Source organism: Tomitella biformata AHU 1821 (assembly GCF_000524475.1).
Taxonomy (GTDB): Bacteria; Actinomycetota; Actinomycetes; order Mycobacteriales; family Mycobacteriaceae; genus Tomitella; species Tomitella biformata.
In genome coordinates this window covers 232321-245616 of sequence record NZ_BAVQ01000070.1, presented here as the reverse complement: position 1 = coordinate 245616, position 13296 = coordinate 232321, and the positions used below count along the sequence as shown (strand labels likewise).

Below are 13296 nucleotides of genomic sequence, written 5' to 3'. Positions count from 1 at the left end.
GAACTCCTCGCGGCGTTCCGCTACCAAGGGGATGAACACACCGTGGCCCGTCGACCCAAGCCGCCTGGCGCAACCGATTCTTCGGGGACCTCGCTCTCACACGTGATCACGCTGGTGCGCGCCACCGTTCCGCCCATGCATCCCGCCGGCCGCCCCTTCGTCCTCGGCCCCCTGGCGGTCGCAGCGCTGGGCTATAAGCGGCCCTGGCTGCGGCGCGCGGCCCTCCTCGGCGCCGGCGCCTGCGCGGCGTTCTTCCGCAACCCCAACCGCGTCACTCCCACCCGGCCCGGGATCGTCGTGGCCCCAGCCGACGGCGAGGTCGCGCTCGTCGACATGGCGGCCCCGCCCGCCGAGCTCGGCATGGGCACCGAACCGCTGCCGCGCGTGAGCATCTTCCTGTCAGTCCTGGACGTGCACACCCAGCGCGTGCCCGTCACCGGGACCGTCGAGAAGATCGCCTACCAGCCCGGCAAGTTCCTCTCTGCGGACCTGCCCGAGGCCAGCGACGCCAACGAGCGCAACTCCATGCTGCTGCGCACCCCCGGCGGCGCCCAGATCGCAGTGGTGCAGATCGCGGGCTTGATCGCCCGGCGCATCGTGTGCGAGGTGTCGGAGGGCTCAGTTCTCGGCGCCGGCGAGACATACGGGCTGATCCGCTTCGGCTCCCGCGTCGACACCTACTTCCCCGCGGGCACAACGCTGTTGATGACACCTGGCCAACGCACTATCGGCGCCGAAACTGTCATCGCGGAACTGACGTGAACCCGCCCCGCAGAGTGCCCGGCCCTCGGATCAATGGCGTCCGGCTGCTGCCGAGCACCATCACCATAGCGGCGCTCTGCGCGGGGCTTTCCGCCGTCAAGTTCACCCTCGAGGGCAACCCCGGCCTCGCGATCGGCATGATCGCGCTCGCGGCCATCCTCGACTCCCTCGACGGCCGGGTGGCCCGGATGCTCGACGCCACCACCAAGATCGGGGCCGAGCTGGACTCGCTGTCCGACGCGGTCTCCTTCGGTGTGGCCCCCGCCCTCGTCCTCTATATCTCGTTGCTGCAGGGCTATCAGCTGGGCTGGATCATCGCGCTGCTGTTCGCCGTGTCGATTGTGCTGCGCCTGGCCCGGTTCAACACCCTGCTCGACGACGACACCGCGCCCGCATACACCAAGGAGTACTTCACCGGCGTGCCCTCGCCGGCCGGGGCGCTGCTCGCGCTCGCCCCCGTCGCCGCCATGGCGCAGTGGGGCCAGGGCTGGTGGACCTCGCACTGGCTGGTGGTGCTGTGGGTCCTGGGCTCCGCCGCGCTCGTCGTCAGCCGCATCCCCACCCTCGCGATGAAGTCGGTGTCGGTGCCGCGCCGGATGGCCGCGTTGCTGCTGGTGTTGGTCGCGCTCCTCGTCGCCGGGGTGGTCACCTACCCGTATGTGGCGATGCTCGTGCTGCTCGGGCTCTACCTCGTCCACATCCCCTTCGCGATGCACAGCCGCGCATGGGTCGCCGCACGCCCCGAGACCTGGGAGTTCAAGCCGGCGCAGCGCCGCGCCGAGCGCAAGGCGATCCGCCGCGAGCCCAACTCCGGGGCCAGCCGCCCCACCGGCGTGCGCCGCCTGCGCCCGCGCCGGCCCCGCCGCAAAGTGCGCGTCGCCGGGCGCTAGCCCACGCGCAAACAGAGGAGCGCTGGCACGTGCCAGCGCTCCTCTGTTGTCTTGTGACTGCCGGTCAGCCCCAGCTGGCCGCGGCGCGGGCGTTGGTCGCGAACATACGGTCGCTGCCGTCTTGCACCTTGCTGCCGATCAGCTGCAGAACCTGGTTCAGCTCCACGTACGCCTGATCGAACTTCGTCTGCGAGCCGTGATAGGCGTCTGCGGCGGTGCTCTGCCACACCGCGAGCAGCTCCTTAACGCTCACTGCGAGCTGATCCTTCTGCGCCTCGAAGGTCCCGACGTGGCTGTTGATCTCGCCCACGACCTGGGAGATTCCCCCGAAGTTGTACTTGATTCCATCTGGTGAGCTCATTGCGATTCCCCTAGCGAGTAGTTGGCGTTCAATTGCGGGTCAGGCGGGCTGGCTGCTGCCGCCCCCTCACAGGTCGAGGGCGCCGCCGACGTTCGCCAGATCCTGGACGACCTCCGCCTCCGCGCCCTCGTATCCCACGCCGTTCGCCTTGATGTTGTCGCTGATCTCCACCAGCGATGTCTGGAGCTTGTTCATGCTCATGTGGAAGCGGTCCATCACCTCGTTGAAGGTGCCGTGAGCGCCGCCGCCCCACACCCCAGCCGACCCCTCGACCGTCCCCACCAGCTTCGTCAGCGTGACTTTCATCTGCTCCGCGGTCTCCAGCGCCTTGCCGCCGGATACGCGCATCACCTCTGCATTAGTCTGCAACGACATCTCTTCACCCTCCCATGTGGTTCCCCTGCCAGCCGCGTTCTCACGGCTGGCCTACCTCCCCCAACTCGCGAGCCGAGCACCTCTATGCCCTCCCCCCGCGCCGAGAAATCTTGTGCCCTACCGGGCTGTCCCCGCCTGCTCCCAGGTCGAGGTCTCCTGGGTCAATTCGCGGTCGAGCTCCCCCCGCCGGCCGTCCAGCTCAGCGGCGGCCGCATCGAAGGTATCGACGATCTGGCGGCCCAGCTCCGCAGGCCGCAGCTTCAGCGCCGACGGATCCAGCCACAGCCGCGACGGCACGCCGAACGCGTCCACCTCGACGGCCACCGCCCCGGACTCGCTAGCCGAGGTCTCCCGCAGGCCCGCGAGCTCGCGCTGCCACTGCTGGAGCTGGGTCAGCTTCTCGCCGACATCGGCCAGAACCTCATCAAAGGTCACACGTGGGCTAGCCATGATTGCGGCTCACCATCCTCAACCAGGTCCGCGGCAACCTCGGTGGCCTCGAGCTCCGCACGCGCTGGCAGTCCCAACCGCGCAAGCATATTGCCGTCGAAACCCAAGATCTCCAGCTCGGCCCTGCGCAACGCGAGGGCGCGGCCGCCGGCCAGCTTGCACAGCTCGAGCACCCGGATCGCGAGCATGTCCGCGCCATTGGCGTACTCCCCCTGGTCGATGTCCAACTGGAGCGGCCGTCCGTCCATAGACACCACCACTCGGATCGACGCCGATCTATTCGCCACGGTGATCGTCTTCTGGTCCATCAGCTCAGCCGCCCGTCGGTCGATAGAAACCCTTGAAGCCCATATCCAAATTTGTGGTGCGCACCGAGCTCACCTGCACGGGATCGCCAGCCTCGACCATCTGGCCATCGCCGATCACCATGGCCACATGCCCGTCCCACACCGCGAGGTCCCCCGGCAGCAGGTCGTTCTGCGAGACCGCCGCGCCCACCGACTGCTCCTGGGCCGTGCGTGGCAGGTCCATGCCCGCCTCCCCATATGCCCACTGGGTCAGGCCGCTGCAGTCCAGCCCCTGCCCCGGGCTGGTGCCGCCCCAGGAATAGGGCACGCCCTGCTGCGTCAGCGCCGCCCGGACCGCGTTCGCCGCAGTCTCATTCGGCGCCATCGCCGTGCTCCCATCCGGCAGCGTCACCTGCACGCCACCGCCTTCGAACTCGCTGGTCTCCGCTGCCACCGCGCCCCCGCTGCCGTCAGCTGGGCGGCTGTCAGCTGGGCCGCCGTCCGCTGGCCCGAAGATCGCGTCCCCCGCCATCGACCACAGCGCGCGCCCCTGCTGCATGAGCGCCGCGTCGGGGGTCGGCGGCATCGGCGGGGCGGGGATCGCGGCGGCCATCGCGCCGGTGTGCTGGCCCAACTCGCCCCGCATCCGGGTCACCACCACCAGCGCGCGCTCCAGGTGCTCCGCGGCCGTCGCGACCAGCGCAAGCTGGCCGACGGGCGTCATGATCGCAGGACCTTGGACCAGTGCGGCGCTGATAAACGACTCGAGGATCACTCCCAGCTCCCCGACGCCCCTGTTCATGTCCGCAGTGGCCACGGTGAGCACCTGGTTGATCTCCTCGCCCTGCTCGGCGATCTGCTGCCCGGCGCGCACCGTGCTGGCCACCGAGTCGAAGGAGGCCGTCGCGTCGGGCCCGCTCCATGTGGAGCCGACCTCGCCGGCGGCCAACTGGCCGATCTCCATCGCCGCGGTGACGCCCTGCACCGCGGCGGTCAGCACTATGGCCGGGTCCCCCTCGGCCGCCACCCCCGTGCCAACCGCGTTGATCAACTGGATGATCGGCGTGGCCAGCGCCTCCCCGATCACAGCACGCCCTCGGCGACCTTGCGCAGGGAATCGATCTGGTCGGCCTCGTTGCCGTCATAGACCGTGGCGATCGCGTTCGCCGTGTCGCCGGACGCCGTCAACACCGCCGCCAACTTCCCGATCGACGCCGCATGCGAGGTCTGCGCCGCACCGAACACCGTGACGAAATCCGCTCCGATCAGCCCGAACACCGGGCCCAATGCCGCGACGCTGGCCGCCACGTCCATTCCCCCGACCGTGGCGACATCGCCACCGGCCGAACCCAATTGGCTCGCGAACTGCCGAATACGGGCAGTCGACGCCAAAAATTCAGTCATGATCTTCCCCCTGTGACATTCCCCTGCAACATCCCCTGCGCTTGCTGCCATCCCCGACAGCGCGCCATCCCCGAACTCGATCTACCCTCCCCAAGCGTGACTGAGGTTACACAACATCAAACCCGTATGCCATCGCTATTCACACTTCGGGCAGATTCGCCACCTGAATCAGCTGCTCACCTCCCGCTCTGGTCACCAGAACGCCCCGTCCCGGCGGGAGCTTGCTCGGCCGCGCGTTGCCGATCAGGTGTCCCTCATCCTTGCTGCCGCTCATCACCAGGCCGTCGACCGACAGCTCGCGGAGCCGCCCGATGATGGGGTCGAACATGGCCCGCGACGCCCCACCAGTCCGCCGGGTCAACACCATGTGGAGCCCGACATCCTTTGCCTGCGAAAGGTATTCGACTAACGGGAGCAGTGGGTTGCTGCTGGCGCCCGACACCAGGTCATAGTCGTCGACCACCACGTAGATCTCCGGCCCCGTCCACCAAGACCGCTCCCGCAACTGCTGCTGCGTCACGTCGGGCCCGGGCAGCCGACCGGCGAGGACGGCCACCAGATGCGCGACCATCGGCTCGAGCGCCTTGGTCGTCGCGGCGTAGCCGGCCAGGTGCCGGCCCTCGATCAGGCCGAGCATGGTGCGCCGATAGTCGACCATGACCACCTTGACCTGCTCGAAGGTGTTCTTCTCGATCAGGCCCAGGACGATGTTGCGCAGCAGCGTCGTCTTGCCGGACTCCGGCTCCGCGAAGGCATAGAAGTGCGGCTGCGACTCGAAGTCGAGATATACCGGGGCCAGCGAGCTCTCATCGACGCCGATGGGCACCAGTCCACTTGTGTCCGCGCCCGCCGCAGCGGCCAACACCTCGGCCCGCGGGATGTCGAGGGGCAGCATCCGCACCGCGGGCGCGGCCAGCCCCGGCCAGCGTCCGCGCAGCATCGCGACGGCGTCCTGCACCCCCTGCCCCAGGTCTGCGGGGTCTGCCCCGCCGTCGAGCCGGGGCAGCGCCAGCAGCAAGTGTTTGCCGTCGGCTGTGAGCCCGCGCCCCGGCCGGCCCACCGGCACGTGCGCGGCCCGCTTCCGGTCCATCTCCGAGTCCGCCGGATCGCCAAGGCGCAGCTCGATCCGGGTGCCCAGCATGTCCTTGAGCGCCGGCCGGATCTCGCCCCAGCGGTTGGCGCAGAGCACCACATGCACGCCATAGGAGAGCCCGCGCGCCGCCAGCACGCTGATCATCGGCTCCAGCTGCTCGAAATCCTCGCGGACGGTGTTCCAGCCGTCGACCACCAGGAACACGTCGCCGAAGCTCGACATCCGCCCCGCGCCCGGCCCCTCGACCGCGCGCTGACGCCGGAACTGGCGCATCGACTCGATCCGCCGCTCGCGGAACATGATCTCCCGCTCGTTGACGAGGGTGGCCAGTTCCGCGACTGTCCGGCGCACCCGGTCCGCCTCCAGCCGTCCCGCGACGGAGCCGACGTGCGGGAGGTCGGCCAGCCCGGCGAGGGTGCCCCCGCCGAAGTCCAGGCAGTAAAACTGCACGTCCCGCGGAGAGTGGGCGTTAGCCAGGGCCAGCACAAGAGTCCTAGCGGCGGTGGACTTCCCGGATTGGGGGCCGCCGACGATCGCGACGTTGCCACCGGCGCCAGAGAGATCCAGCGCGAGCATGTCCCGCCGCTGCTCATACGGCCGGTCGATGATGCCAACCAGCGCCCCCAACGAGCCCGGCTCACCGATGGGCAGCACCAGTTGGTCCACCGTCGGCGAGTTCGCCAGCGGTGGCAGCCACACCTCATGGGCCCGGTAGCCGGAGTTCGCCAACCGGCCGACGACGACATCGAGGAGGGTCTCGTCCTGGTCCAGCGCGGGCTCGGCCTGCTCCCACTCCGGTTCCGTGGCCGCCCAGTGGGGAGCCGCGCGCCGACCCTGCGCCGTGAACTCCAGCACCTGGATCTGGGCGGCCGCGACCGGGCTAAGGGGGCGCCGCCGGTGCCCCACCGGTCCGGAGACGTAGCTGGCGTTGAAGCGCACCAGCTCCCCGGAGTCGCATTTGAGGTAGCCGGAGCCCGGAACATTGGGCAGGTGATAGGCGTCGGGCACGCCCAGCACGCTGCGAGACTCGTTGCCCGAGAATGTCTTCAGGCCGATGCGGTAAGACAGGTGGCTGTCCAGGCCCCGCAGCTTGCCCTCGTCCAGCCGCTGGCTGGCCAGCAGCAGGTGAATGTGGAGGGAACGCCCCAGTCGGCCGATGGCCGTGAACAGCTCGGCGAACTCCGGCTTCTGGCTCAACAGCTCCGAGAACTCGTCCACCACAATGAACAGCGCGGGCAGCGGGTCCAGCGGAGCCCCGTTGGCCCGTGCCCGCTCGTAGTCGTTGACATTGGCGTAATTGCCTGCCGCCCTGAGCAATTCCTGCCGTCTGTTCATCTCCCCCGAGAGCGCGTCGTGCATACGGTCCACCATCTCGAGCTCCTCCTCGAGGTTGGTGATCACCGCCGCCACATGGTCCGCGGCCTCCAGCCCCAGGAAGGTCGCGCCGCCCTTGAAGTCCACCAGAACCAAGTTCAGCTGGTCTGGTGAGTGCGACGTGATCAGCGACAGCACCAGGGTCCGCAGCAGCTCGGACTTGCCGGAGCCGGTCGCCCCGATGCAGAGCCCGTGCGGGCCCATGCCGTTCTCCGCGGCCTCCTTCAGGTCCACCTCCACCACCGCGCCCGACGCGTCGATACCGATGGGCACCCGCAGCCGCTCCCGAGCGCTGCGGGTGCGCCACGCCGTCGCCGGAGTCAGCGTCAGCGGATCGCCGATGCCCAGCAGACCCATGAGCCCGAGGTCGCGGCCGGAGCCCTCGCTCTCGTCGGTGGCCCGGGTGGCGACGCGGTAGCCGGCGAGCATTCGCGCGGTCGCGAGGGCGTCGGCCACCGGCATCTCGTCGACCAGGCCGAAGTTCTCGATGCCGCTGGCGCTGTGTCCGCCGATCTGTCCGTCGCGCACGTGCAATCGCATGCCGCGCTGGGCGGCGAGGGCCTCGAAATCGCCCGTCATGTCCAGCACTGACACCCCGTCCATGCCGGCGCCGGCGAGGATCCGCTCATCTCCGGTGACCTGGCCGCCGTCCAGGACCACGACCAGTTGGGTGCGGCCGGGCACGGGATCGGCGATGCGGCTGAACCGGCCCCGCCCCAACAGCTCGTCGTCCAGTGACTCCTCAAGGTCGTGGAGGGAGCGGAAGGACAACCGGGCCGGGCCGAGCGCGTCAGTCTCCGTCGGGTGCGCGTTGTGCGGGAGCCACTTCGCCCAAGACCAGTCTGCGCCGTCGGGCTCCGGCGTGACGATGGCGACCAGGATGTGGTCCGGGCCATGGAACACGCAGAGCTGCAGGATGATTGAGCGCACGACCGAGCGTGCCGCCACGCGGTCCCCGCCCACGGCGATGGCCGCGAAACCCCGTAACGACAAAGCTGTGGGAAGGTTCTGCACCACGGAGTGGGTGTGCACGAAGCGCCGCATGCTGACCGTGGAGATCGGCTCCAGATCTTCGAGCGGCCCCAGCGCGGGCACCGCCAGCTTGGTGGCCAGCCGCTGGTTGCCGACGCCGATGCGCACGTGCGCGAAGTCCGAGTCCACCGGGGAGCGCTCCCACATCCGCCGCCCGCCAAGCAAGTCCGTCAGCGCGCGGGGGTCGGGGTGGTTCCACCGCAGCGCAGCCCGCTGCTCGTCCACCGTCGTGTGCACGTCCTCGCGCACACCAGCGAGGTAGCGGAAGTAATCCTTGCGCTCCTCGTTGAGTTCCGCGGGTTTCTTGTTCTTGCCCCCGCCCGCGTTGCCGATCATCCCCACCATCGAGAACATCATCATCAGCGGGAACAGCATCATCATGGGGTTGCGCATGCCGCCCGAGGTGAACATCAAGGCCACCATGCCGAGCATCGCGACGACCATGACCACCGGCATCAGCTTCATCAGCAGCCCGCCGGGCACCGGCCGCGGCACCTCCGGCGGCGCCTGCAGCTCAACCTCCCCGCCCGGCATCCGCGGTCCAGGCAGGCGTGGGCGACGAGTAAATCCACGAGTGCTCACTGAAATTCCCCCCTCGACAATCGGGCTCCCCAGCCCTGCGCAATATGTGATGCCACACACTCGACAGCACGCGCTCGGGGTATCGTACTGTCGCTCAGGGGGAGCAGGATAACGGGGGGACGAGCACACATGACCGATCTGGTCGAGGATTCAACCATGCCCGACGCGCACTGGCGGGCCGCGGCGCCCGAGCTGTGCCGGGTGTCGATCGTCGCCGAATACACGCAGATGGACATCGCGTTACCAGCGCGAATCCCGGTGGCGGCGATGCTCCCGGAGCTGGTCGCGCTGACGCTAAGCAGACGCAATTCCATTGAGCCGCAAGACCCGCGGGATGATCCGCGCACCCGCTGGACCCTCCGCGCCATCGGGGAGGCGCCGCTGGACTCGGCGGCGTCGCTGGCCGAGCAGGGCGTGCGCGACGGCGCCTTGCTGCTGCTCGGCTCCGAGGACCTGATCGACTCGGAACCGCTCTTCGACGACGTCATCGACGCCGTCTCCACCGCCAACGCGGCGCGGTTCCCGGAGTGGGGCGCTCCCGCCTCCCGACTGCTCGCCCAGATCGTCGCGATCGTTGCGGCGGTTCTCGCGGCCACAATGCTGGCCGATCCGCTGGGGCACCTGTCCGACTCCTCCGGCATGCTCCGCGCCCTGATCTCGATCACCGCAGCGCTCGGCTTCCTCGCCGCCAGCCCGATCGTCGCGCGCATCTACCGAGATCCGCAGGTCGGTGCGACGCTGGGCTATTGCGTCGCACCGTTCGCGTTTGTCGGCGGCGCGCTGCTGCCGCAGGCGGCGATCGGCGGGCCCGGCCTGCTGCTCGGCGCGGTCTTCACCGCGTGCGCGTCCATCCTGGCCCTGCGCATGAGCGGCGCCGGCCAGCTCGCCCACACCGCGATCATCACGGTCAGCACGTTGGCCACCCTGGCCGCCGGCGTGGACGCCATCTTCGACCTGCCCGGCCGTCGCATCGGTGTGGGACTGTTGTTGGCCTCCGTCGCCGCGCTGTCCCTCGCGCCGCGTCTGACGATCCTGCTGGCGCGCCTGCCTCTGCCCCCAGTGCCCTCCCGGGACGTGCCAGCCGACCTGGCGCTCGAGGACGGTGAGTTCACCGCGGGCCTCGCCGACCGCGCGGCCGTCGCGGCCGCGTATCTCTCCGGGCTGATCGCGGGCGCCATCCTCGGCGCGATCGCCGGTGCCCTGCTCACCGCTGGCTTCGGCGCGGACCTGCGGGCGAACGGCGTGTGCCTGGCCCTCCTCGTGGCGCTCACGATGATGCTGCGGGGCCGCAGTTACTCCGGACTGATCCAATCCGCCCTGCTCATCAGCGGCGGCACCGTGTTGGCGCTGCTGATCATCGGACTCGTCTACCTCGTCGAGCCCCAGCTGACCTTGTACGGGGTGCTGACGCTGGTGGTGGTCACCGTGCTGGCGCTCGCCGTCGGCGTGGTCGCCCCCACCTTCGAGTTCTCCCCGGTGCTGCGACGTATCACGGAGGTCTGTGAATACCTGGCCATCGCGGCGATCATCCCCCTCGCGTTCTGGGTGATGGGGCTGTACTCGTTGATGCGCCAGCTCTGATGCGCCGCTTGGCAATTGCCGGACTCGTCATCGCCGCAGCGGTGCTCAACGCCCCCGCCGCGGCGGCCGAGATCCGCCAGACCGCGCCCTGCGCCATCGCCGACACCGCACCGGGCCTCGACCTGCGTGTAATGCCAACGTCCCTTGACTTCCAACAGCTTTGGCAGTTCACCCGCGGCGCCGGGCAGCGGGTCGCGGTGATCGACACCGGCGTCACCCCCAACCCCCGGCTGCGCCACCTCACCTCGGGCGGCGATCTCGTGAACGGCGGGGACGGGCTCGAGGACTGCGACGCGCACGGGACCCTCGTCGCCGGGATCATCGCCGGCGCACCGGATCCCGACGACGGCTTCAGCGGCCTCGCCCCCGACGCCGAGATCATCTCGATCCGGCAGAGCTCCGGAAAGTTCTCCGAGTACGGCGCTGCAGAGGGCGAACAGGAAGCCCCTGAGTCTGCGGGCTCCGGCTCGGTCCGCACCCTCGCCGATGCGATCCGAATGGCCACTGCCGCCGGCGCCACCATCATCAACATCTCCGAGGTCGCGTGCGTGCCTGGACCGAGCGGGCTGCGCTCCGACCTCCTGACCTCCGCCATCGACGAGGCCGTCGCCCGCGACATCGTCATCGTCGTCGCCGCCGGCAATTCCCAGGGCTCCAACGGTGCTGGCTGCCAACAGAATCCGACGCAGATCAACCCCCTGGACCCGCTCTCCCGCGGATGGGACGCGGTCAACACGGACGTCACGCCGGCGAACTTCGAGGGCAAAGTGCTCACCGTCGGATCCGTGGAGCATGACGGCTCCCCCTCCGACTTCAGCATCGCCGGACCGTGGGTGTCGGTGGCCGCGCCGGGCAGCCAGATGGTCTCGCTCGCCAACAGCCGCGATGGCGGCCTCGCAGCGCAGATCCGCACGGAGCAGGGCGTCGGCGCCATCAGCGGCACCAGCTTCTCCGCGCCCTACGTGTCCGGCCTGGCCGCGCTCATCCGCGCCCGCCACCCACACCTGACCGCGCCCCAGGTGATCGACCGCATCACCAGGACCGCGGTGTCCGCAGCCCACCGCTGGGATCCTGTGGTGGGCTACGGCGTGGTGGACCCGATGGCCGCGCTGTCCTTCGACCTCCCAGCTGGCGATATCACCGCGGCTGAATCTACGATCGCAGCGCCGGCCGTCCCGACACCCGAGGACCCCGGCCCGCGCCGCCGTGCCATCGCCGGGGTGGCAGTCTGCACGGCGCTGCTCGCCCTCGGCGCGCTCAGCACGACGGTGCTCCGCCGCGTCCGTTCACAGCATTCTCGTTGAATTTTTGATGTCGAACAGATTTGCGTTTTCTCTAGTAAAGCCCCTGCGTATCCGGTAAACTTAGTCCATACGTTCTAAGTGGGGGGTGGTCGATATGACGCACGACATGCTGCCTCCGGTGCCGCTCCCGCCGTTCGATACCACCACCCCCATCTCCGAAGCCCTCGACACCATCAGCGGCTGTGCCCGGCGCCGATCCCGCCTCGCGTGGGAGGAATACGCCCGCATCGAGCACGTCCACACCGTGAGCCTGGACCGCCCGCCAGAACTCGACACCCGCGTGTTCGACCACTTCGCGAACACCTCCGCACTGCTCGGCGCGGTCAACCACATCGACAAAACCCACGCCGACGCCCTCCTCAACGAATCCCTTGCCCTGATCCGCCGCATCCCGTTGATCGGCCGCTGCCTCTACGACGGCACCATCAACCAACAGCAATTCCAACAATTGGTCTCCGCCACCGATCTTGTCGACGGCTGGCCCAGCGCCCCGCACGTCGACAAACAGATCGCACAAGGCCTCTGCGACAACGGCGCCGGCTCCACCCGGCGCCTGCGCGACCTCGCGAACCGGGCGATCTTCGCCCATGACCCCGATGCGATGCGCCGCCGCGCCGAACAGGCCCTGGTCCGGCGCACCGCCACACTCCGCCCCCGGCCCGATGGGATGGCGCATTTTGGTATCACCGCCGCCGCGGAAGATGGGCAGTTGGCGATGGCCGCGGTCGAAGCACTGATTGCCGCTGCGATCTGCCCCCACGATCCGCGCAAGAAGAACGCCCGCCGCTCCGACGCCGCGATGCAGACGCTCCAAGGCCTCGCGGTCATGTGTCAGTGCGAACGTGAGGATTGCGCCGCCACCCCATCGGAAGGCGGCATGAGTGATCAGCATGCCCGGATTATTGTGCACGTGATCTGCCAGGACGAGACCCTCAACGAGGACAGTTCCGGATCGGACGGCGACGGCGATCCGGACGGAGACGGCGCAGGTGAGGGGCCTGGTGATGACGGTTCACGCGGCGACGGCCCTGATGATGGGGGCCCCGGCTACGACGGACCCAGCCTCGACAGTGACGATGACGACGGACCGGGCGATTCCGGGCCCAGCGACGCCGGGCCTCGTGAGTCCGAGCGTTCAGGGTTCCTCGACGGCTATGGCGTGATCACCGCCGACCACGTCCGTGCCATCGCGGCACGGCCTGATGCGATTATCCGGCCGTTGAACCCGAAACCAGGGCAAACGCTGCCCACCCATCAGCCGGGGGACCCGTACCGGTTCTCCGCCGCACTCGACACCTTCATCCGGGCTAGGGACGGTTATTGCGTGTTCCCGGGGTGCAATAAACCAGCGTGGGCGTCGGATCTCGATCATGTGGACGAGTTCAACCACCGCCATCCCGCGGCGGGCGGGCAGACCTGCGCCCGCGATGCCAACACCAAATGCCGCTACCACCATCTGATCAAAACATTCGGGGAGTGGCTCGACGATCAGTTCATCGATGCCGACGGCTTTACCCGGGTGACGGTGACCAGCCCGGATGGCATCACGATCATCGGCCGCGGCCACAATAACGAGGCCCTGTTCCCAGCGTTGCGGACGGTGCGGTTCCAAAAACCGCCACCACGCGGACCCACCACCCCGCCGGATGGTGCCGATTCTGGTGGTGCGGGTCCGCAGCGTTCCCGTACTAGGACGGCGGACAAGCATGCGCGGCGTCGTCGTGCACGCGAGCTCAACCGCCGCCTACGCGAACTCCACGACCTCGGCCCACCGGCCGACAACCTCCGCTAAGCAGGCAGG

General features: G+C 69.0%; 12 protein-coding genes. 5 read left to right on the top strand and 7 right to left on the bottom strand.

Annotation, left to right across the window (positions count from 1 at the left end; genetic code table 11):
- Positions 1 to 42: 42 nt before the first annotated feature.
- Both TBIF_RS16405 and TBIF_RS16400 read left to right on the top strand, forming a co-directional pair.
- Positions 43 to 762 carry a phosphatidylserine decarboxylase gene (locus TBIF_RS16405; RefSeq protein WP_024795857.1) on the top strand — a complete coding sequence of 240 codons (720 nt, stop codon included), beginning with the start codon at positions 43 to 45 and terminating at the stop codon, positions 760 to 762.
- Complete coding sequence (locus TBIF_RS16400; RefSeq protein ID WP_084611741.1) at positions 759 to 1652, top strand: CDP-alcohol phosphatidyltransferase family protein; 894 nt, start codon at positions 759 to 761, stop codon at positions 1650 to 1652. Before TBIF_RS16405 ends, TBIF_RS16400 begins: the two co-directional genes overlap by 4 nt.
- Positions 1653 to 1716: 64 nt before the next feature.
- On the opposite strand, the gene TBIF_RS16395 is transcribed toward TBIF_RS16400, so the two are convergent.
- The 7 genes from TBIF_RS16395 to TBIF_RS16365 form a co-directional block, all read right to left on the bottom strand.
- Positions 1717 to 2013: a WXG100 family type VII secretion target gene (locus TBIF_RS16395; RefSeq protein WP_024795855.1), complete on the bottom strand. Its 297-nt coding sequence runs from the start codon at positions 2011 to 2013 to the stop codon at positions 1717 to 1719.
- A gap of 66 nt (positions 2014 to 2079) precedes the next feature.
- Positions 2080 to 2388, bottom strand: coding sequence for a WXG100 family type VII secretion target (locus tag TBIF_RS16390; RefSeq protein WP_024795854.1), 309 nt, complete (start codon positions 2386 to 2388; stop codon positions 2080 to 2082).
- 117 nt (positions 2389 to 2505) lie between these two features.
- Complete coding sequence (locus tag TBIF_RS16385) at positions 2506 to 2838, bottom strand: YbaB/EbfC family nucleoid-associated protein (protein WP_148302298.1); 333 nt, start codon at positions 2836 to 2838, stop codon at positions 2506 to 2508.
- A complete protein-coding gene (locus TBIF_RS16380; protein ID WP_024795852.1) occupies positions 2820 to 3146 on the bottom strand; it encodes a hypothetical protein in 327 nt (108 codons plus the stop codon). Before TBIF_RS16380 ends, TBIF_RS16385 begins: the two co-directional genes overlap by 19 nt.
- Before the next feature lie 4 nt (positions 3147 to 3150).
- Complete coding sequence (locus tag TBIF_RS16375; RefSeq protein ID WP_051461592.1) at positions 3151 to 4212, bottom strand: C40 family peptidase; 1062 nt, start codon at positions 4210 to 4212, stop codon at positions 3151 to 3153.
- Positions 4209 to 4529 (bottom strand): type VII secretion target, encoded by a 321-nt coding sequence (locus TBIF_RS25045; protein ID WP_024795850.1) that lies wholly within the window; start codon positions 4527 to 4529, stop codon positions 4209 to 4211. Before TBIF_RS25045 ends, TBIF_RS16375 begins: the two co-directional genes overlap by 4 nt.
- Positions 4530 to 4668: 139 nt before the next feature.
- Entirely contained in the window at positions 4669 to 8610 is a 3942-nt protein-coding gene (locus tag TBIF_RS16365; RefSeq protein WP_024795849.1) for a type VII secretion protein EccC, read from the bottom strand.
- Between the two features lie 129 nt (positions 8611 to 8739).
- Here TBIF_RS16365 and eccD point away from each other — a divergent pair, with 129 nt between their 5' ends.
- From eccD to TBIF_RS24580, 3 genes are all read left to right on the top strand, one after another.
- Positions 8740 to 10191 (top strand): type VII secretion integral membrane protein EccD, encoded by a 1452-nt coding sequence (gene eccD, locus TBIF_RS16360; protein ID WP_024795848.1) that lies wholly within the window; start codon positions 8740 to 8742, stop codon positions 10189 to 10191.
- Positions 10192 to 10199: 8 nt separating this feature from the next.
- Complete coding sequence (gene mycP, locus TBIF_RS16355) at positions 10200 to 11495, top strand: type VII secretion-associated serine protease mycosin (RefSeq protein WP_158506354.1); 1296 nt, start codon at positions 10200 to 10202, stop codon at positions 11493 to 11495.
- 94 nt (positions 11496 to 11589) lie between these two features.
- Positions 11590 to 13287 (top strand): DUF222 domain-containing protein, encoded by a 1698-nt coding sequence (locus tag TBIF_RS24580; RefSeq protein WP_024795846.1) that lies wholly within the window; start codon positions 11590 to 11592, stop codon positions 13285 to 13287.
- Positions 13288 to 13296: the final 9 nt, after the last annotated feature.

Coding starts and splice junctions, on each gene's coding strand:
- TBIF_RS16395 (WP_024795855.1), bottom strand. CDS start 2,013: ATGAGCTCACCAGATGGAATCAAGTACAACTTCGGGGGAATCTCCCAG.
- TBIF_RS16390 (WP_024795854.1), bottom strand. CDS start 2,388: ATGTCGTTGCAGACTAATGCAGAGGTGATGCGCGTATCCGGCGGCAAG.
- TBIF_RS16385 (WP_148302298.1), bottom strand. CDS start 2,838: ATGGCTAGCCCACGTGTGACCTTTGATGAGGTTCTGGCCGATGTCGGC.
- TBIF_RS16380 (WP_024795852.1), bottom strand. CDS start 3,146: ATGGACCAGAAGACGATCACCGTGGCGAATAGATCGGCGTCGATCCGA.
- TBIF_RS25045 (WP_024795850.1), bottom strand. CDS start 4,529: ATGACTGAATTTTTGGCGTCGACTGCCCGTATTCGGCAGTTCGCGAGC.
- eccD (WP_024795848.1), top strand. CDS start 8,740: ATGACCGATCTGGTCGAGGATTCAACCATGCCCGACGCGCACTGGCGG.
- TBIF_RS24580 (WP_024795846.1), top strand. CDS start 11,590: ATGACGCACGACATGCTGCCTCCGGTGCCGCTCCCGCCGTTCGATACC.